This is a genomic window from Kribbella sp. NPDC104218, from assembly GCF_055584105.1.
In genome coordinates this window covers 2,722,983-2,742,200 of record NZ_JBVJMQ010000001.1, presented here as the reverse complement: position 1 = coordinate 2,742,200, position 19,218 = coordinate 2,722,983, and the positions used below count along the sequence as shown (strand labels likewise).

At 70.2% G+C, this 19,218-nt stretch carries 16 protein-coding genes; 6 read left to right on the top strand and 10 right to left on the bottom strand.

Annotated features, from left to right (window positions below; translation table 11 throughout):
• The first annotated feature begins 46 nt into the window (after positions 1-46).
• On the top strand, positions 47-3,979 hold the full coding sequence (locus ACZ6ZD_RS13035; protein WP_465671414.1) for a Pls/PosA family non-ribosomal peptide synthetase: 3,933 nt from the start codon (positions 47-49) through the stop codon (positions 3,977-3,979).
• Complete coding sequence (locus ACZ6ZD_RS13030; protein WP_465671412.1) at positions 3,979-5,331, top strand: M1 family metallopeptidase; 1,353 nt, start codon at positions 3,979-3,981, stop codon at positions 5,329-5,331. Before ACZ6ZD_RS13035 ends, ACZ6ZD_RS13030 begins: the two co-directional genes overlap by 1 nt.
• On the opposite strand, the gene ACZ6ZD_RS13025 is transcribed toward ACZ6ZD_RS13030, so the two are convergent.
• On the bottom strand, positions 5,328-6,191 hold the full coding sequence (locus ACZ6ZD_RS13025) for a LysR family transcriptional regulator (RefSeq protein ID WP_465671410.1): 864 nt from the start codon (positions 6,189-6,191) through the stop codon (positions 5,328-5,330). The genes ACZ6ZD_RS13030 and ACZ6ZD_RS13025 overlap by 4 nt on opposite strands.
• Positions 6,192-6,261: 70 nt before the next feature.
• Between ACZ6ZD_RS13025 and ACZ6ZD_RS13020 the strand changes: the two genes are divergently transcribed.
• Positions 6,262-7,206, top strand: a complete 945-nt coding sequence (locus ACZ6ZD_RS13020) for a nitrilase family protein (protein ID WP_465671408.1) — start codon at positions 6,262-6,264, stop codon at positions 7,204-7,206.
• Here ACZ6ZD_RS13020 and ispF read toward each other — a convergent pair.
• The 3 genes from ispF to ACZ6ZD_RS13005 are packed head-to-tail and all read right to left on the bottom strand — an operon-like array spanning position 7,196 to position 8,940.
• A complete protein-coding gene (gene ispF, locus ACZ6ZD_RS13015; protein WP_465671406.1) occupies positions 7,196-7,711 on the bottom strand; it encodes a 2-C-methyl-D-erythritol 2,4-cyclodiphosphate synthase in 516 nt (171 codons plus the stop codon). The two genes, ACZ6ZD_RS13020 and ispF, sit on opposite strands and share 11 nt — an antisense overlap.
• On the bottom strand, positions 7,708-8,403 hold the full coding sequence (gene ispD, locus ACZ6ZD_RS13010) for a 2-C-methyl-D-erythritol 4-phosphate cytidylyltransferase (RefSeq protein WP_465671404.1): 696 nt from the start codon (positions 8,401-8,403) through the stop codon (positions 7,708-7,710). Before ispD ends, ispF begins: the two co-directional genes overlap by 4 nt.
• Before the next feature lie 51 nt (positions 8,404-8,454).
• The gene (locus tag ACZ6ZD_RS13005; RefSeq protein ID WP_012918679.1) at positions 8,455-8,940 is read right to left on the bottom strand and encodes a CarD family transcriptional regulator; all 486 of its coding nucleotides are present in this window, start codon (positions 8,938-8,940) and stop codon (positions 8,455-8,457) included.
• Positions 8,941-9,217: 277 nt separating this feature from the next.
• Here ACZ6ZD_RS13005 and ACZ6ZD_RS13000 point away from each other — a divergent pair, with 277 nt between their 5' ends.
• Together ACZ6ZD_RS13000 and ACZ6ZD_RS12995 are read left to right on the top strand one after the other, a co-directional pair.
• On the top strand, positions 9,218-9,871 hold the full coding sequence (locus ACZ6ZD_RS13000; RefSeq protein ID WP_465671402.1) for a hypothetical protein: 654 nt from the start codon (positions 9,218-9,220) through the stop codon (positions 9,869-9,871).
• A 156-nt stretch (positions 9,872-10,027) separates the two neighbouring features.
• Positions 10,028-11,539, top strand: a complete 1,512-nt coding sequence (locus tag ACZ6ZD_RS12995) for a hypothetical protein (protein ID WP_465671400.1) — start codon at positions 10,028-10,030, stop codon at positions 11,537-11,539.
• Here ACZ6ZD_RS12995 and ACZ6ZD_RS12990 read toward each other — a convergent pair.
• From ACZ6ZD_RS12990 to ACZ6ZD_RS12975, 4 genes are all read right to left on the bottom strand, one after another.
• The gene (locus tag ACZ6ZD_RS12990) at positions 11,490-13,664 is read right to left on the bottom strand and encodes a hypothetical protein (RefSeq protein ID WP_465671398.1); all 2,175 of its coding nucleotides are present in this window, start codon (positions 13,662-13,664) and stop codon (positions 11,490-11,492) included. The two genes, ACZ6ZD_RS12995 and ACZ6ZD_RS12990, sit on opposite strands and share 50 nt — an antisense overlap.
• 159 nt (positions 13,665-13,823) lie before the next feature.
• On the bottom strand, positions 13,824-14,837 hold the full coding sequence (locus tag ACZ6ZD_RS12985; RefSeq protein ID WP_465671396.1) for an iron-siderophore ABC transporter substrate-binding protein: 1,014 nt from the start codon (positions 14,835-14,837) through the stop codon (positions 13,824-13,826).
• A gap of 81 nt (positions 14,838-14,918) precedes the next feature.
• Positions 14,919-15,596 carry a response regulator gene (locus ACZ6ZD_RS12980; RefSeq protein ID WP_465671394.1) on the bottom strand — a complete coding sequence of 226 codons (678 nt, stop codon included), beginning with the start codon at positions 15,594-15,596 and terminating at the stop codon, positions 14,919-14,921.
• Entirely contained in the window at positions 15,593-16,810 is a 1,218-nt protein-coding gene (locus ACZ6ZD_RS12975) for a sensor histidine kinase (protein ID WP_465671392.1), read from the bottom strand. The genes ACZ6ZD_RS12980 and ACZ6ZD_RS12975 overlap by 4 nt, the downstream gene beginning before the upstream one ends.
• Positions 16,811-16,995: 185 nt before the next feature.
• Here ACZ6ZD_RS12975 and phoU point away from each other — a divergent pair, with 185 nt between their 5' ends.
• On the top strand, positions 16,996-17,706 hold the full coding sequence (gene phoU, locus ACZ6ZD_RS12970) for a phosphate signaling complex protein PhoU (RefSeq protein ID WP_465671390.1): 711 nt from the start codon (positions 16,996-16,998) through the stop codon (positions 17,704-17,706).
• 255 nt (positions 17,707-17,961) lie between these two features.
• On the opposite strand, the gene ACZ6ZD_RS12965 is transcribed toward phoU, so the two are convergent.
• Positions 17,962-18,471 (bottom strand): hypothetical protein, encoded by a 510-nt coding sequence (locus tag ACZ6ZD_RS12965; RefSeq protein ID WP_465671388.1) that lies wholly within the window; start codon positions 18,469-18,471, stop codon positions 17,962-17,964.
• Entirely contained in the window at positions 18,468-19,214 is a 747-nt protein-coding gene (locus ACZ6ZD_RS12960; protein WP_465671386.1) for a phosphoglyceromutase, read from the bottom strand. Before ACZ6ZD_RS12960 ends, ACZ6ZD_RS12965 begins: the two co-directional genes overlap by 4 nt.
• Between the last annotated feature and the right edge of the window lie 4 nt (positions 19,215-19,218).

Sequence of the window (19,218 nt, the reverse complement as noted above, 5' to 3'; positions counted from 1 at the left end):
CGTTCAGCGTTTCTGGAGCGTTAACCTCGCGGCGTAAGATCCGCCCGTGACGTTGCGACGCGGGGACCTGGCGCCGGCGGCGCGGACACTGGTGGACGTACTGCAGGACACGGCCGCCAAGTACGCCGATGAGCCGGCGCTGGACGACGGTAGCGTCAGCCTGAGCTACCGCGAGCTGCTCGACCAGGTGGCCAAGTTCGCCGGCCGGTTGACCGCTGCGGGGATCGGCCCCGGCGACCGCGTCGGCGTCCGGATCTCGTCCGGGCACAACGACCTGTACGTCGCCATCCTCGGCACGCTAGAGGCTGGTGCGGCGTACGTGCCGGTGGACGCCGACGACCCGGATGAGCGCGCAGAGCTGGTTTTCGGCGAAGCGGACGTCGCTGCGACGGTAGGCGACGAGCTGGAGCTCACCGTCCTGCGTGCGGAGCCCGCACCGGCCGCAGCCAACGACAACGCGGACGGCTACTCCGACTATCCGTACTCCGCTCGGATGGACGATCCCGGTACGGCGGCGCCCGTGCGCAGCCAGGACGGGCCGGAGCCGAGCAACGACGCGTGGATCATCTTCACCTCCGGCTCGACCGGCGTCCCCAAGGGCGTCGCGGTGTCGCACCGGTCCGCTGCTGCCTTCGTGGACGCCGAAGCCCGGCTGTTCCTGCAGCAGGAGCCGATCGGCCCGGACGACCGGGTGCTGGCTGGGCTGTCGGTCGCGTTCGACGCGTCCTGTGAAGAGATGTGGCTGGCCTGGCGGCACGGCGCCTGTCTGGTGCCCGCACCGCGGTCGCTGGTCCGCAGCGGGATGGACCTCGGCCCCTGGCTGGTCGCGCAGGGCATCACCATCGTCTCGACCGTTCCGACCCTCGCCGCGCTCTGGCCGGCCGATGCGCTCGACCAGGTCCGGCTGCTGATCTTCGGCGGTGAGGCCTGCCCGCCCGAGCTGGCCGAGCGGCTCGCCGTCGACGGTCGCGAGGTCTGGAACACGTACGGCCCGACCGAAGCGACGGTCGTCGCCTGCGGAGCCCAGCTGACCGGGGAGGGCCCGGTCCGGATCGGCCTGCCGCTGGACGGCTGGGACCTGGCGGTGGTGGATGCCGAGGGCAACGAAGTTGCCGAGGGTGGGATCGGCGAGCTGATCATCGGTGGCGTCGGCCTGGCCCGCTATCTCGATCCGGTCAAGGACGCGGAGAAGTTCGCCCCGATGCCCAGCCTGGGTTGGGAACGCGCATACCGCAGCGGTGACCTGGTGAAGAACGAGGCGGCAGGCCTGCTGTTCCAAGGCCGCGCCGACGAGCAGATCAAACTCGGCGGTCGCCGGATCGAGCTCGGTGAAGTGGACGCCGCACTGCAGGCGCTGCCCGGCGTCTCCGGCGCTGCTGCCGCAGTCCGGTCGAGTGCCGCGGGTAACCAGTTGCTGGTCGGGTACGTCGTACCGGAGGAGCCGGAGTCCTTCGACAAGGCCGGGGCGACCGAACGGCTGCGGGAGGCCTTGCCGGCCGCGCTGGTCCCGTTGCTGGCGATCGTCGACACTCTGCCGACCCGCACGTCCGGCAAGGTCGACCGCAACGCCCTGCCGTGGCCGCTGCCCGGCATGGAGAGCGACGGCCCTGCGGCCGAGCTGGAGGGGACTGCGGGCTGGCTGGCCGACCGGTGGACCAAGGTGCTCGGTGCGACGGTCACTGGGCCTGACAACGACTTCTTCCTGCACGGCGGCGGCAGTCTGGCTGCTGCGCAGCTGGTGTCCGCGCTGCGCGAGCGCTACCCCGAGGTGACCGTCGCCGACATCTACGAGTACCCGCGGCTCGGTGCGCTGGCTGACCGGCTGGACGAGTCCACCCCGGTCCAGGCCGAGCCGGTCGAGCTACGCGACATCCGGCCGACGCCGAAGGGCACACAGCTGCTCCAGACCGCGCTGACCTTGGTGCTGCAGACGGTGGTCGGCGTCCGCTGGCTGGTCTATCTGTTCACGCTGAACAACCTGCTGGCCGAGTTCGCCGGTCCGCTGCCCTGGGTCCGGACCGTCTCGTGGTGGTGGATCCTCGCCGGCTGGCTGCTGCTGATCACCCCAGCGGGCCGGATGGGGATCGCCGTCGTCGGTGCGCGGATCCTGCTGCGCGGTCTCAAGCCCGGCGTGTACCCGCGCGGCGGCAACGTGCATGTCCGGCTCTGGGCCGCCGAAAACCTGGCGGACGCCGCCGGCGCGGCCAACCTGGCCGGCGCGCCCTGGATCGCCTACTACGCCCGCGCACTGGGCGCCAAGATCGGCAAGGGCGTCGACCTGCACACGCTGCCACCGGTCACCGGGATGCTGACCATGGGCCGCGGCGCCTCGATCGAGCCTGAGGTCGACCTGGCCGGCTACTGGATCGACGGCGACCAGCTGCACGTCGGCGCGGTCAGCGTCGGCCCGGACGCAGTGGTCGGCTCGCGCAGCACGCTGCTCCCCGGTGCCGAGGTCGGCCGCAGCGCCGAGATCATGGCCGGGTCTGCGGTCTCGGGGAAGGTTCCGGCGAACGAGCGCTGGTCCGGCTCCCCAGCTGCTCGGATCGGCCGCGCACGGCACCCGTGGCCCGAGGAGCGCCCGGCCCGGGCACCTTGGTGGGTGGCGGCGTACGGCGCGCAGTCGGCACTGATGTCCTTGTTGCCGGTGGCCGCCGCGGCCGCTGCGCTGCTCGTGCTGGGCAACGCGCTGCGCGGCACCCAGACACTCGGTGAGGCGGCCGTACAGGCGCTGATCGCCATTCCCTTGATGACCCTGGTCGGTTTCGTGACGCTGGCCGTGCTGACGCTGATCGGCGTCCGGCTGCTCGGTATCGGCATCAAGCCCGGCCACTACCCGGTGCGCAGCCGGATCGGCTGGCAGGTCTGGGCGACCGAACGCCTGCTGGACTCCGCCCGCACGCTGCTGTTCCCGCTCTACGCCAGTCTCGCGACGCCGTGGTGGCTGCGGGCGCTCGGCGCCAAGATCGGCCGGGACGTCGAGGCCTCGACCGTCCTGCTGCTGCCGAAGATGACCACGGTCGGTGAAGGCGCGTTCCTGGCCGACGACACGATGATCGCGTCGTACGAGCTGGGCGGCGGCTGGCTGCACGTGGCCGGCGCGAAGGTCGGCAAGCGGGCCTTCCTGGGCAACTCCGGGATGACTGCGCCCGGCCGCTCGGTCCCGAAGAACGGTCTGGTCGCCGTACTGTCCGCAGCGCCCAAGAAGTCCAAGGCCGGTACGTCGTGGCTGGGCTCGCCGCCGGTGAAGCTGCGTCGCCAGGCCGTCGCCGGCGACCAGAGCCGGACGTTCAACCCGCCGTTCAAGCTGAAGGTCGCCCGGGCGCTGGTGGAGCTGTGCCGGTTCGTCCCGATGATGTGCACGGTGCTGATCGCGCTCGGCGTCCTGTTCGCGCTCCAGGCGCTCGACATCTGGCTGGGCCCGTGGTGGGCGCTGCTGCTCTCCGGTGCGGTCATTCTCGCCGCCGGTGCGGTCGCAGGTGGGATGGCGACGGTGGCCAAGTGGGTCATCGTCGGCCGGACGCGCGCCGTCGAGTACCCACTGTGGAGCTCGTTCGTCTGGCGGAACGAGGTCGTCGACAGCTTCGTCGAGCTGGTCGCCGCCCCCTGGTTCGCGAACGCCGCGGCCGGTACGCCGGTGCTGGCGCTCTGGCTGCGCTCCCTCGGGGCCAAGATCGGCAAGGGCGTTTGGTGCGAGACGTACTGGTTACCGGAGGCCGATCTGATCACTTTGGGCGACGGAGCAACGGTGAATCGCGGTTGTGTGCTGCAGACGCATCTGTTTCATGATCGAGTTCTCTCCATGAGCACTGTCACCTTCGGGCCCGGAGCAACGCTCGGACCGCACGGCATCGTCCTGCCTGCGGCGTCAGTAGGTGCGGGGGCTACTATCGGCCCGGTGTCTCTCGTGATGCGCGGTGAAGGTGTGCCTGACGGCACGCGCTGGGCCGGGAACCCGATCGCTCCCTGGCAGGGCTGATGGTCTTCCGTTCCACCGGACAGGCCGGAGCGTCGTCCGCAGGCGACCCGTACACCCCCAACCACGGCAACGGCGGCTATCACGTCGAGTCGTACGAGCTGGATCTGGACTACCGCGTCAACAGCAACCGGCTGACCGGTAAGGCCAGCATCACCGCCGTGGCCGAGCAGGCCCTCACCCGGTTCGCCCTGGACCTGTCAGGCCTGCGGGTGTCCAAGGTGACGATCAACGGCCGGCGGGTCCAGCGGTTCACACAGCGCTCCGGAAAGCTGCACATCACCCCGGCGAGCGCGCTGATGGACGGCGCCGAGTTCGTCGTCGACATCCAGTACGCCGGCAACCCGAAACCCGAGGACAGCCCCTGGGGCGGCCTCGGCTGGGACGAGCTCACCGAGGGGGTGATCGTCGCCAGTCAGCCGAGCGGTGCGGCCACGTGGTTCCCCTGCAACGACCACCCCGGCGACAAGGCCCACTACCGGATCACCATCACCACGGACTCGCCGTACCACGCTCTGGCCAACGGCCGGCTGGTGTCGCGCAGGGTGAAGGCCAGCCGGACGACGTGGGTCTACGACCAGGCCGCACCGATGGCGACGTACCTGGCGACCGTGCAGATCGGCCGGTACGACGCGATCGACCTGGCCACCGCACCGGTCACCACGCGGGCGCTGCTGCCGTCGGGTCAGCTGCGCGACTTCAAACACGACTTCGGCCGCCAGCAGGACATGATGAAGCTGTTCTGCCGCCTCTTCGGCTCCTACCCGTTCGGCGGCTACACGGTCGTGGTCACGGACGACGACCTGGAGATCCCGCTCGAGGCCCAGGGCGTCTCCGTCTTCGGCAGCAACCACGTCGACGGGAAGCGGACGTCGGAGCGGCTGGTCGCGCACGAGCTGGCACACCAGTGGTTCGGCAACAGTCTGACGCCGTCAGCCTGGAAGGACATCTGGCTGAACGAGGGCTTCGCCTGCTACGCCGAGTGGCTGTGGTCCGAGGAGTCCGGCGGTCTGAGTGCCGACCAGCAGGTGTCGAAGGCGCACACCCGGCTGCGTGGTCTGCCGCAGGACCTCCTGCTGTCCGACCCGGGGCCGGAGCTGATGTTCGACGACCGGCTCTACAAGCGCGGCGCGATCACTCTGCACGCGCTGCGGCTGCACCTCGGTGACGAAGCGTTCTTCGACCTCCTGCGCAGCTGGACGAAGAAGTACCGGCACGGCTCGGTCACCACGGCTGACTTCGTCGCACAGGCCGCGCAGTTCTCAGCGGACCAAGAGGCGTTACGGGAGCTGTTCTCGGTCTGGCTGGGCGGTTACGAGCTTCCTGCGCTGCCGCGGCGGGCGCGTAAGCGCTAGGTCCGCGCTACCTCGGCAGCAGCCTTCAGGAAGCGTTCCGTCAGCGGTGCCCGAGTTGACCAGGCTGCGCCGATCCACCAGCTCGCTGCGCGGCCCGGGAGCGGTACGAGGCGGACCTCCCCCGGGGCGATCCGTTCGGCCGACTGCGGAACCACGGCGGGCCCAGCACCAGCTGCGGTCAACGCCAGCAGGGTCTGTACGTCACGGGCCTCTTGCAGCACCTCAGGGCGACAGCCGAGCTCGGCGTACAGGCCGTTGATCTGTGCGGTCAGGCCGGGCCCGCGCTCCGGTACGAGTCGGACGAGCGGCCGTCCGTCCAGCCAGCCGGCCAGGTCGCGCGGTACGGCCTGACCGACCGGCAACGCCAGCGCCAGCCGGTCTTTGCGCAGTCGCATGTGCTCCAGCCCCGCTGGCACTGGCAGCCGCACAAACCCCACCTGCAGCGCCCCGGACCGCAGCCGCTCGTACTGCACCTCCGACGACATGTCCTCCAACGACACCGACACCCGCGGCCACCGGCTCCGGAACAGCGCCACCGCCCGCGGTGCCAGCTCGATCCCCGACAACCCGAACCCCACTGCCAGCGACCCCTCCAGCCCCGCAGACACCTGCGCAGCCCGCCGCTCGAACGCCTCCGCCCGCTCCAGCAGCTCCAGCGCGTCCGGCAGCAACGCCTCCCCCGCCGCCGTCAGCCGCGCCCCATGCCGCCCCCGCACGAACAACACCGCCCCAACCCGCCGCTCCAACACCTGAACCTGCTTCGTCAACGCCGGCTGGCTCATCGCCAACTCCGCCGCCGCACCCCCGTAAGTCCGCACCCGAGCCACCACCGCAAACGCCCGCAACAGTCGCAGATCCATAACCAGAGACTATAGAAAGTCGATAAACATCCATTGGACGGCATGGGTGGGCCCGGGTTTCGATGGCGGTATGACGTCTTTTCGCGTGGCCACTGTTCAGTTTCAGGCGATCCCGGATCAGCCTGCGGAGAATCTCGCGACGGTGGAGCGGCTGGCGCGGGCGGCCGTGGCCGAGGGGGCGCGGCTGGTGGTGTTCCCGGAGATGTGCCTACTGGGCTACTGGCATCTGCGGCGGCAGAGCGCCGAGCGGCTGGCAGAGCTGGCTGTGCCGGCGGACGGGCGGCTGATCGGGCAGGTGCTTGCTCTGGCCAAGGAGTTGGACGCCGGGATCGGGGTCGGGTTCCTGGAAGCGGCCGCCGGACAGCTGTTCAACTCGTACGCCGTCTGTCTGCCGACCGGAGCCGTACACGTGCACCGCAAGATCCACGCGTTCGAGCATCCGGCGATCTCGAGTGGGACGTCGTACACCGTGTTCGACACCCCGTGGGGATTCCGGGCCGGAGTCCTGATCTGCTGGGACAACAACCTGGTGGAGAACGTGCGGATCACGGCGTTGCTCGGGGCCACGGTCCTGCTGGCGCCGCATCAGACCGGCGGAACGAACTCCCGCAGTCCGCACGGGATGAAGCCGATCTCGCGTGGGCTCTGGCAGCAGGACCCGGAGGCGGCCGCCAACGGACGCAACGGCCGGGAGTGGCTACTGCGGTGGCTACCGGCCCGGGCGCACGACAACGGCATCTTCGTGGTCTTCAGCAACGGTGTCGGCCCGGACGACGACGAGATCCGGACGGGGAACGCGATGATCCTCGACCCGTACGGGCGGATCGTCGCGGAAACGCCGGTCCCGGCCGAGGCCGTCGTGACCGGTGACCTCGACCTGGGCTTGGTGCCCTTGGCAACCGGGCAGCGCTGGATGCGCGGCCGCCGTCCCGAGCTCTACAGCCCGCTGACGGTCCGCGGCGACGAGGTGGACCCGCGGACGGCGCGCTTCTCCGCGGAGCCGGTCAGAAGGTAGGGCCGAAGTTCGACCCGGTGGCCGGGCCGTAGATGAGGGCGGTGGCCATCGCGACGATGCCCTCGTCGCGGCCGGTGAAGCCGAGGCCGTCGCTGGTGGCGGCGCTGACCGAGACGTCGGCGCCGCAGGCGTCGCTGAGCACCTTCTCGGCCTCCTGCCGCCGCAGCGCGAACCGCGGCCGGTTACAGACCACCTGAACGGTCACATTGCCGATCTCGTAGCCCGCGTTGCGGACTCGCTTGGCCGCCTCCGCCACCAGCGTCACACCGGAGGCGCCGGCCATCTCGGGCTCGTCGGTGCCGAAGTTCGTTCCGAGGTCGCCCAGCTTGGCCGCGCTCAGCAACGCCGTACAGATCGCATGGGCGGCAGCGTCGCCGTCCGAGTGCCCGGCCGCGCCGACGGTCTCGCGCGGCCAGTGCAGACCGGCCAGCCACATCGGTCGGCCCGCCTCCAGCGGGTGGATGTCGATACCGTTGCCCACCCGGGGGAAGCTGCTCTCTCTCACACCGATCGCCTCTCTGCCAGCAACGCCTCGGCCAGCAGTAGATCCTGCGGACGGGTCACCTTGAACGCGTCCGTCGAGCCCTCGACCGTCACGACGGTCACGCCGAGCCGCTCGCACAGCATCGCGTCATCCGTCGCCCCGACCACACCAGCCGCGTGCGCGCGCCGCAGTACGCCGGGATCGAACCCCTGCGGAGTCTGGACGGCGACCAGCGTCGACCGGTCCGGAGTCCCGATGACCTCGCCGGTGGGCCCGATCTGCTTGATCGTGTCGGTCACCGGCAACGCCGGTACGACGGCCGCGGCGCCGGCTCGCACCGCCGCGACCACCCGCTCGATCGCATCGACCGGCACGAAGGCCCGGGCCGCATCGTGGACCAGCACGCAGTCGATCCCCTCGACCGGGACGACGGCGAGCGCGGCCGCCACGGAGTCTGACCGCTCGGCCCCGCCCGCGACCACGAGCAGCTGGACGCCGCCGACGTACGGCGTGAGCTCCTCGACCACCGACTCCTCGGAGCCCGGCGGGACAGCGACCACCAAACAGACGAGGTCGGCGGCGGACGCTGCTTTCAGCCCACGCACCGCGTGGACCAGCAGCGAATCGCCACCGACCTCTCGAAACGCCTTCGGGGTCTCGCCTCCGAGCCGTAACCCGAGCCCCGCTGCCGGGATGATTGCCGCGGTACTCATCGGGAGACCACGCAGGACAGCAGGATCACGGGTGTTGACTCGACCTGAGAATCAGGACGCGAGGACCTCGTCGAGGATGGCTTCCGCCTTGTCCTCGTTGGTGTGCTCGGCCAGGGCCAGCTCGGAGACCAGGATCTGGCGAGCCTTCGCCAGCATCCGCTTCTCACCGGCGGAGAGACCGCGGTCACGCTCACGGCGCCACAGGTCGCGGACGACCTCGGCCACCTTCATCACGTCACCGGAGTGCAGCTTCTCCAGGTTCGCCTTGTACCGTCGCGACCAGTTGGTCGGCTCCTCCGTGTGCGGCGCCCGCAGCACGTCGAAGACGCGCTCCAGACCGGCCTGATCCACGACGTCACGCACGCCGACGAGATCGAGGTTGCACGCGGGGACCCGGACGACCAGGTCGTTCTGAGCGACGATCCTCAAGACCAGATAGGTCTTGTCCTCACCTTTGATCTGACGGGTCTCGATGTCCTCGATGACGGCCGCACCATGGTTGGGGTAAACAACCGTCTCGCCGACTGTGAAAGTCATATGTCACGTGCCCCTTTCCGAGTCCTATCCTACCACGCAGTCGGTGGTCCGGTTGAGGCGTTTGCGCTGGTCAGAGGCCATTTCCCGCCTTGACAAACGCTACGGCTCATGCCTCGTGCGCGCGGGCACCGTTGCTCAGGACATCGTTGCGGGGCCACCCGGCGTCGGGCCCGGGGCGGCCGGGCACTACGCTGTGCTTCGCCGGAGGCCGTGCGCCGGGTCCTCGACCCGAGCATCGCCCGAGGGCCCCGAAACAGCTTGCAGGAGAGGGATTCCAGTGCCGATCACGTTGTCCTCGCGGTCCGTCCGGCGTACCGCGCTGACGGCCGCCGCCGCCACGCTCAGTATCGTCCTGGGGGCCTGCGGCGCGAACTTCAACGCCCAGACCGCGCAGCCCTACCAGCCGGCCGAGGGCACCAACGCCGACTCCGCCGGGATCGCCGTCCGTAACCTCCTGGTCATCGCGAGCGAAGACGGCAAGGGCGAGCTGCACGGCGTCCTGGTGAACAACGGCGCCGCCGCCGACACCCTGGTCTCCATCACCCAGGCCCCGCCGAAGCCGGTCGCCCCGGTCGCCGAGGGCGAGCAGCCCCCGGCCCCGGTCGTCGTCACCTTCGGCAAGTTCGAGCCGGTCCCGCTGGCCCTCGGCGACTCGATCAACCTGCCGCAGACCGGCGGTATCGAGCCCACCCCGACGGCCACCCCGACCAGCACCCCCACCGCCACGCCGACGGCCACCCCCACCACCACCCCGAGCACCGCCGCCCCCGCGCCGTTCTCGGTCACCGGCGGCAAGCCCGGCACGATGATCGACGTCGTCATCACCTTCGGCAAAGCCGCCCCCATCACCACCCACATCCCGGTCCTCACCGAGGACCATTTCTCCCCCACCCCCCGCGACGACGCCGAAAAGGGCGAAGGCGGGCACTGATCGACCGGCGGCGTGGGTAGGGTGACGGCTCAAAACGGGGCACCCCCCCCCGAACGATTTGAGCGAATCCCGCCCGCGCCGGTCGCGCTCGGTGATGGTTTCGAGGACTGGCTGACCTATCGGTCCGACCGCCGCGTGCTGGTCGTGGTCCGGACCGTGACCACGCTCAACCGGCTGGTCGACGTCCTGACCCTGCTGGCGAACGACCACCGCCTGCAGGTCGTGTTCACGGTGGACGAACGCCGCCCGGCTGTTCTCGGCGCCGGGACGCCGGCCCTACTCGAGCGACTCGGGATGACGGCCATCCCCTGGAGCCAGGCCGTGACCCGGCACTTCGACCTGATCCTGGCCGCCAGTGAGAACGACGAGCTGCAACTGCTGGACGGTCCGGTCGTCCTGCTGCCGCACGGCGTCACCTTCCAGAAGTACTACCCGCGGACGACGACAGTCGCCGGGCTGGACCCGAACCGGCTGCTTTCCGACGGCCGCGTCGTCCCGGCTCTGATCGGCGTCAGCCACCCGGAACAGGTGGAGCAGGTCCGGCAGGTCAGCTCGGCCGCGGCGGACCGCACCCAGGTGGTCGGAGATCCGGGACTCGATCGCCTCCTGGCGAGCCAGCACCGGCGTCCGGACTACCGCGCAGCCCTGGGCGCGGGACGGCGACAGGTGGTCACCGTCGCCTCGACCTGGGGCCCGGCGTCCTTGCTCGGCGCGCATCCCCAGCTGCCGTTGCGGCTCGTCGCCGAGCTCCCCACTGACGAGTACGTCGTCTGCCTCGTGACGCACCCCGGGATCGCGGCCGCGCACGGCGCCTGGCAGCTGAACGCCTGGCAGGCCGCCGCTAGCCAGGCAGGCCTGCGCGTCATCCCACCCGAGGCCGGATGGCAGGCCGCACTCATCGCCGCCGATCACGTCATCACCGACACCGGCTCACTAGCGCTGTACGCCGCCGCACTCGGCCGCCCACTACTCCTGGCCGACGGCAGCCCGGACACGACCCTGCCCGGCTCCCCAGCAGCCCTCCTGGCCACGCACCTCCCCAGGCTGGACGTCGATGCCGAGCCGGCTCCGCAACTCCGCTCCGCGTCCGCCGAGCCGACTTACGATTTCATCGTCGACCACGCGGTGGCTGAGCCGGGCCGATCTGCCGCCGTACTCCGGTCTGCCTGCTACGAGCTGATGCGGCTACCGGAGCCGGCCGAGGCAGCCGAGTACCCGACCCATCCGCCGTACGTCGATCCCGGCGCGGACATCGCCGCCTTCATCGTCGGTACGCGACCCGGTGACCGCGAAACCACGATCGTCCGCTACCCAGCCACATCGACGCAGCACCGGCTCGACCACCAGCACGTGGTCGCCCACGCCTCCCGAGCCTCGCTCCGGCAGCTGTCCGGCGCGGCCATCGTCTTCACCGACAACAGCACCGACTTCGCCTCCTGGGCCACCGAAACCCTCAGTGCCTGGCCGGACGCCGATCTGGTCGCCGCCCGTGCTTCGGACCACTGTCGCCTCCGGCTCCGCGACGGATCGACGTACATCCTCTCGGCGGACGACAGCACGATCGACCCACTGCTCCTGGCCACACTCGGCTACCTGCGGCAGCTCGGCCCGACCGAACTCATCGCCGTCGGCGACCACGTGATTCGGGTAGCGATCGCAGCCGGCTGAGGTACTCGTTCGCGCGCGGATGCGCCGACGCGAAGCTGTCGTCGATCAGCTTCGCCCAGGCCAGCCGGGCGTCGTCCACAGCACCTTCGGCGGCGAGCAGGAACGCTTCGAGCTCTCTGAGCTCCCAGTTGTACTGCTGAGCTGCGAGCGCAAGCAGACCGTCCCGCGCCCGTTCCCACCAGCCCCGGGCCGCGGCCGGATCGCCAAGGGCCAGACAGGCCCGCGCTGCCACCATCTCGACCCGGCCGCGATTGCGCCCGGTCGTCACGGTCAGCGCCCGCTCGATCTCCCCGAGCGCCGCATCCGGCTGCCCGGACCCGACCAGCACGTTGGCCAGCATCCGACGATGGATGCCCTCGGCAACAGAGTCGTCGAGGGCGCAGTCGATCCCGACGGCGAGCTGCAACCAGGTCTCGGCTTCGGCCAGTAGCTGCGGCCGCTCCGCGGCGAAGACCTCGGCCCGTTCCTCCCGGAACCGCGCCTCGAACTCGGCAGCGGACGCCTGCAACCGCTGCCGGCGCCAGTCCGACACGTTGGCTCGCTCAATGAGCTCCCGCGACTCCGCCAGGTCAGCCGCCACGGTGTCGAACCAGCGCGCCAAGAAGTTGGTCCGGGCCCGCATCATCAGCATTCGGGCGAGCAACGCCTCCCCACCGGGCAGCGCTCGCGCCGATTCGACGGCGAGCTGGTTGAGCTCGGCGTACTCGCGCCACCTCCCGCGCTGGTTGACGAGGACCTCGATCGCACCCACCAGCTGGCACACCTCTTTGTGCCTGCCGCGGACGTGCGCCGCCCGGACGACGGCGTCGATCAGCACCAGGTGGCTGTCGAGCCACTCGAACCGATCGCCGTCCTCCGAACGCCACGTAAGCCCAGCCGGTACGACGTACTCGCGCAGCCGGCCCCGGCGTCCGGGCTCATCACCCGCGAGATCGGCCGCTACCGTCCGGTCACGGAGGTACTTCAGCAGCCGGGCGAACGCCTGCTCGCCGTCCAGACCCTGATCAGCCGCGTACTGAGCGACCAGCGGCGACAGGCGATGCCACTCCCCCTCGGGCAGCTCGGTCAGCTGGGCATCGACGATGCGCTCGAAGAGCCTGTCGTCGCCGAGGTACGCAGCCGCTGTGCGGCGAGTGAACCAGCCGCCGGGGAACGCTGCCAGCAGCACGACTCCGGTCACGACATCTGGGTGCAGCCGGTCGAACTGCAGGCGGACCAGCTCTTTGACCGCCGCCTCCTCGTTGACCAGCCCAAGGCGCCGGTAATGCGCGACCAAGGCAGCCACCGGATGCGGCTCACCGCTGGCCAAGGCCAGAGTGCGACCGACCTGCTGGATGGCGGCGGGCGTCCGGCCGCACAGATCAAGTAGCTCACTGGTCGGGCCTTCCGGTAGCTCGACGCCGCCGCAGTGGTCGGCCAGCAGCTCGGTAGCGCCCGGCTCGTCCAGACCGCGGATGACGATCGGCGCCCTGTCGACCGCGTAGAACTCTCTGTCCAGGACCGCAGTGGTGCCCAGGATCAGGTTGTGCTGCTGGAAAGGCAGGAACAGCTTCAGATCCCGCGCGCTGACCACCTCGGTCAGAATGATCCGGCGCGACCGCGACGCCAACGCCGATCGGACCTGTTCGTCGAGCCCCGCGTCGTCGGGCAGGATCTCGGCGTCGGCAATCCCGAACGCACGCAGGAGGCGCTGCTTCAGCTGCGCCAGGTCGAGGACGTCGCCGGTGCGCAGTTCGGCCAGGTCGATCTCGATCAAGCGGCTGGGATAGCGATCCTGCGCGGCGTCGGCGAACTGGCGCGCGAGCTCACGGCGTCCGGACCCCAGCGGGCCACTGATCAGCCGGATGCCGTGCTCCGGCGGCTCGGCGAGCCACTCGAGCCGATCGCGGAAGTCGGCGATCCCGGCCGGTCCGGAATCAGCCGGACCGGTGTTCACGTGCGACAGCGCCGTCTGTAGCACTGCGGCGAACTCGGGATCCGATGCGGCCGCTGCGGCGATCGCCTCGGCGTTGGGTGGCCGCTTCCCCAGCTTGCGGCGGATCACCGACCGTACGGCGTCCCCGGCGCCACTCACCAGGCCGGCTGCGACCAGCTTGACCGCCTCGTTCGCCATCAGTTCCAGCACACATAACCCCCAGCTCCGACCGGGGCATCACGCTAGCAGTCAGGAGTAGCCGGCTCACCCCCTGTCACCGGCGCCGGAACGGGCCGAACGGGCCGCCCCGGCGCGGGACGGCCCGTTCGTCGTACCGTCGGGGCCTGTGGCCGAGGTCCCGGCGGACGTTCAGTTGGCGGCGTTGGCGGCCTTGGAGAGGGCTGGGACGAGTTTGGCGAGGACCCAGGGGACGCTCTGGACGCTGACGGAGCTCATGGCGGAGATGAGTTGCTGGTCGGCGGAGGCGAAGGTGCTGCCGCGTTTGACGGCGCCGAGGGAGGCGTAGATGGGGTCGGCGGCGAACTTGTCGGGGCCGAGGCCGTCGACGTAGGCGACCAGGACGTCGGCTTCGGCGTCCGCGATCTTCTCCTTGCTGATCGGGACGGCGAACTCCTGTTTGGCGTTCTGCTTCTGCAGCGCCTCGACGCCGGGTGAGTTCACGAAGCCCAGCTCGGTGAGGATCTGGACCCGCGGGTCGGTCGGCATGTAGAGCCAGTTGTCGGTGCCGAACGAGCCGACGGAGATGGTCTTGCCCTTGAACTCGGGGTGATCGGCGGCGACCTGTTTGACCTGGGCGTTCAGGTCGCTGATCAGCTTCTCCGCCTCGGTCTTCTTGCCGAGCGCCTGGCCGACGAGCAGGGTCTGCTCCTGCCAGGTGGTCTGCCACGGCTTACCCGGGTAGGCGACGGTCGGCGCGATCCCGGTCAGCGTGTCGTACGTCGCCTTGTCGAAGCCCTCGTACGGCGCGAGGATCACATCCGGTTTCAGGCCGGCGATCTTCTCGAACGGGAACTTGTCGCCGGTGTCGAGCAGTTGCGTCTTCGACGCGTCGAACCAGTCGGCGTCCCAGGCGCTGACGCCGGCGGCCGTCGGCCCGTAGGTCACCTTCGGCATCGCGACCGGCGTCTCACCGAGGGCGTGCACGATGCTCTGCGCGTTCCAGCCGAGGGTGACGATCCGCTGCGGTTTCGCGGGGACGACGGTCTCGCCGAAGGTGTTCTTCAGCGTCACCGGGAACCCTGCGGACGCCGTACCTCCGGACGCCTGCGGCTGCGCGTCGTCGGACTGGCCGCACGCCACCAGCGAGCTGGTCGCGATCAGTACGCCGGCGGTCGCACTGATCGCCCGGAGTCGACGGGACACGGGAAACTCTCCTCAGTTCGGTTCAACTAAGGACAGCCTAAGCTAACCCGCGAGCTCCTGACGAGCCGCCCGGGTTGTGAGTCAGGACTCGAACTTGTAGCCCAGCCCGCGGACGGTGACCAGATGCGACGGGTTCGAGGGGTCCTTCTCGAGTTTCGAGCGCAGCCGCTTCACGTGGACGTCGAGGGTCTTGGTGTCGCCCACGTAGTCGGCGCCCCAGATCCGGTCGATCAGCTGACCGCGGGTGAGCACCCGGCCGGTGTTGCGGAGCAGCATCTCGAGCAGCTCGAACTCCTTCAGCGGCAGCCGGATCTCCGCTCCGCCGACGGTCACCACGTGCCGTTCGACGTCCATCCGGACCGGGCCCGCCTCCAGGGTGTCCGGCAGCAGCTCGACGTCCTGGCCGCGGCGCAGTACGGCGCGGATCCGGGCGAGCAGCTCGCGCGGGCTGTACGGCTTGGTGACGTAGTCGTCCGCGCCCAGCTCGAGGCCGACGACCTTGTCCACCTCGGTGTCCTTGGCGCTGACGATGATCACCGGGACGTTGCCCCGGCTGCGCAGCGCCCGGCACACCTCGGTGCCGGACAGGCCCGGCAGCATCAGGTCGAGCAGGACGATGTCCGCGCCGGCCCGGTCGTACTCGTCCAGGGCATCCGGCCCGGTCTCCGCGACGGCGACCTCGAAGCCTTCCTTGCGCAGGACGTACGACAGGGCGTCGCTGTAGCTCTCTTCGTCTTCGACGACCAGCACTCGGGTCACGAAGCTGTCTCCTTTGTGATCTGCCCTGACGGGGTAGGCGGCAGGGTGACGGCCGGCTCCTCCTGGCTGAGGGAGCCGGTCTGGCCCGGTGCGGGGTCGAGCCGCAACGGGAGTCGCACGGTGAAGGTCGATCCCTGGCCCTCGACACTCCAGACCCGGACGTCGCCGCCGTGGATGGAGGCGATGTGCTTGACGATCGACAGGCCCAGCCCGGTGCCGCCGGTCTCCCGGCTGCGGGCCCGGTCGACCCGGTAGAAGCGCTCGAAGATGCGCTCCAGGTCGCCGGTCGGGATGCCGACGCCCTGGTCGCTCACGGTCACCTCGACCAGGTCGCCGATCGGGTGCGCCGCGACCGCGACGCGGGTCCCGTCCGGGCTGTAGTTGACGGCATTCTCGACGAGGTTGCCGATGGCAATGGACAGCTGGTCCTCGCTGCCCATCACCTCCAGCTCGGGCTCGGTCTTCACCACGATCTTGATGTCGCGGTCCTCGGCGTCCACCCGGCAGCGGTCGACGGCGGCGTCGATCACCGCGTTGATGTCGACCGAGTGCGGGTGCTCGAGCGGGTCGTCGCCCTGCAGCCGGGACAGCTCGATGATCTCCTTCACCAGCCGGCTCAGCCGGGACGCCTCGATCCGCATCCGGTCCGAGAACCGCTGGACGGCCTCGGGGTCGTCGGAGGCCTCGGAGACCGCGTCGGCGAGCAGGATGAGCGCGCCGACCGGGGTCTTCAGCTCGTGGCTGACGTTGACGGTGAAGTCCCGCCGGATCGCCTCCAGGCGGCGCTCGCGGGTCCGGTCCTCGACCAGGACGAGCACCAGCTGGCTGCCCAACGGGGCCACCCGGGCGCTCACGTACTGCGTGGCGCCGAGCCGGCCGCGGACGATCTCCAGCTCCTGCTGGCGGATCTCGCCGTCCCGGCGGACCGCCCGGACCATGGTCAGGATGTCGTCGACGACCAGCCGCTCACCGCGGACGATGCCGAGCACGTGCGCCGGGGCGCTGGCCTGCAGCACCTGGTCCTCGGGGCCCATCACGACCGCGGACGAACGCAGGACGGACAGGACGGTCGCGACGCCGCTCGGGACGGCGGGATCCGGGGAGACCGGGATCTTGCGCTGGGATCGCTCGGAGAGCACCATCGCACCGAGTGAAAGCAGGGCCAGGGCCGCGCCGATGACGCCGCCCAGCACCGCAGCCAGCGTGGGGTCCACGGAATCGATGCTACGCGGGCAACCAGCAGGGAAAGACCGAATGAGCACCAGTTGACCGGGACAAGTCTCAACTGTTCATCAGGCGTTCACCACTCGTCGCCGCCCGGCAACCTCGACGCCGTACGGTCACCGTTGGACGGGTACGGGCCTGTCCGGCACCGGACCACAGATCGGAAACGAACACAATGCGTGACAGTTACCACGAGCAGCTCGACGACATCCTGGCCGAGCTGGAGCGGATGACCCGGACCGTCTCGACCGCGGTCCGCCGGTCGACCGCCGCTCTGCTGGAGGCCGACATCCGGCAGGCCGAAGAGGTCATCGCGGCCGATATCCAGCTGGACGCGGCCGGTGAGGGCGTCGAGGAGAAGGTCTTCGAGCTGATGGCCCGGCAGGCCCCGGTCGCCAACGAGCTGCGGATGCTGGTCGCCGCGCTGCGGATGGTCGCCGACCTGGAGCGGATGGGCGACCTCGCCGCGCACGTCTCCAAGATCGCCCGGCTGCGCTACCCGGCGCCCGCGATCCCGGCCGAGCTGCACGACGTCATCCAGGAGATGGGCACCGTCGCCGGCACCATGGTCGACGCCGCCGGCGACGTCATCCAGACCCGGGACGTCGAGGCCGCCGCCCGCCTGGAGTCCACCGACGACGACATGGACAAGCTCCGCTCCAACCAGTTCCGCCTGATGATGGACGACAGCTGGCCGCACGGCGTCGAGGTCGCCGTCGACATCGCCCTCCTCGGCCGCTACTACGAGCGCATCTCCGACCACGCCGTCTCCATGGCCCGCCGCGTCGTCTACCTCGTCACCGGCGAGCTCCCCGTAGCCATCGGCGGCACCGCCGCCGGCTCCGGCGCCGGCGCCTCCACCCCCAACCCCAACGGCAACAACTAAACCCACTCCGGCAGCACGCCCCGCGGGCCAACCAGCCCAGCGGGGCGAGCGCACCACGCGGCGAGCCCCCGGCGCAGAACCACGGTTGGGTAAGCACGAGCTAAGCGCTCTTCTGGCGGCCGCTGGATGGGTGGGCACGGCGGACGGCCCGGCCGCGACAGGCGACTGGCGCAATGGCGGTGGGGGCTAGGCCCGCGTCAGCTTGTGAAACAAGGGGCCCCCGGCAATCAGGTGGTTGCTGGGGGCTACTTGTGTTTAGGGGGGTGGGGGTTGGTGGACTTCTTGGGTGGTGGTTAGGGCGGCTAGGACTAGGGGGGCGTCGCCGTCGCTGTGGCCTAGGACCAGGGCTAGCCAGCGGGTTTGGATCGGGCCCCAGAGAGTTAGGTTGCCGTAGAGGTCTTGGGCGAAGAGGGCTTGGTAGAGGGGGTCGACGGGGTGGCCCATTTGGTGGCGGAGCATGGGGCCGTCGATGGAGATCTCGCGGGGCGGTCCCCAAGTGGCGGAGAAGGAGCTGGTGAGGGTCTCTAGGTGGGCGGTGGCGGTCGCGACCTCGGCGTCCCACTCGGGGCCGTAGAGACCGGTGAGGCCGCCGCCTTCCCAGAGGGGGATGAGGCGGAAGCCGGGGCCGGTGGTGTGGGCCCATTCGCCGTCGGCGTCACCCGCGGCGGTGACCGGGCCGGCGGCCGGGACGTCGGCGACCAGGAGTTCGGTCGCCTCGGTCACGGCGCGCTCGGCGTCGAACGGCAGGCCGTAGCGTGCGGTCAACGGCCCTGGTTCTTGACGGCCTCGATGGCGGCCGCGGCGGCGGTCGGGTCGAGGTATTCGCCGCCGCGGGTGATCGGCTTCAGGTTCTCGTCGAGTTCGTAGAGCAGCGGCAGGCCGGTCGGGATGTTCAGCCCGACGACGGTCGGCTCGTCGAGGTCGTCGAGGTGCTTGACGAGGGCGCGCAGCGAGTTGCCGTGCGCGGTGACCAGGACGGTCTTGTTCGCCCGCAGGTCCGGGACGATCGCGTCGTACCAGTAGGGCAGCATCCGGGCGACGACGTCCTTGAGGCACTCGGTCGCCGGCAGGATCTCCGGCGGCAGCGCCGCGTACCGCGGGTCGCCGGCCTGGTCGAACTCCGAGCCGCGCTCGATCGCCGGCGGCGGGGTGTCGTACGAGCGGCGGAACAGCATGAACTGCTCCTCGCCGAGCTCCTCGAGCGTCTGCTTCTTGTCCTTGCCCTGCAGGGCGCCGTAGTGGCGCTCGTTCAGCCGCCAGGACCGGCGGACGTCGATCCACTGGCGCTCGGCCACCTCGAGCGCGATGTTCGCGGTGCGGATCGCCCGGCGCAGCAGCGACGTGTGCAGGACGTCGGGGAGCAGGCCGCGGTCGCGGAGCAGCTCACCGCCGCGGTGCGCCTCCTCGACCCCCTGGGCGTTCAGGTCGACGTCGACCCAGCCCGTGAAGAGGTTCTTGGCGTTCCAGTCGCTGTGGCCGTGGCGGAGCAGGATCAGGCGATAGGTCATGCCC

Coding starts and splice junctions, on each gene's coding strand:
- phoU (WP_465671390.1), top strand. CDS start 16,996: ATGCGTGACAGTTACCACGAGCAGCTCGACGACATCCTGGCCGAGCTG.
- ACZ6ZD_RS13025 (WP_465671410.1), bottom strand. CDS start 6,191: ATGGATCTGCGACTGTTGCGGGCGTTTGCGGTGGTGGCTCGGGTGCGG.
- ACZ6ZD_RS12960 (WP_465671386.1), bottom strand. CDS start 19,214: ATGACCTATCGCCTGATCCTGCTCCGCCACGGCCACAGCGACTGGAAC.
- ACZ6ZD_RS13020 (WP_465671408.1), top strand. CDS start 6,262: ATGACGTCTTTTCGCGTGGCCACTGTTCAGTTTCAGGCGATCCCGGAT.
- ACZ6ZD_RS13030 (WP_465671412.1), top strand. CDS start 3,979: ATGGTCTTCCGTTCCACCGGACAGGCCGGAGCGTCGTCCGCAGGCGAC.
- ACZ6ZD_RS13005 (WP_012918679.1), bottom strand. CDS start 8,940: ATGACTTTCACAGTCGGCGAGACGGTTGTTTACCCCAACCATGGTGCG.
- ispD (WP_465671404.1), bottom strand. CDS start 8,403: ATGAGTACCGCGGCAATCATCCCGGCAGCGGGGCTCGGGTTACGGCTC.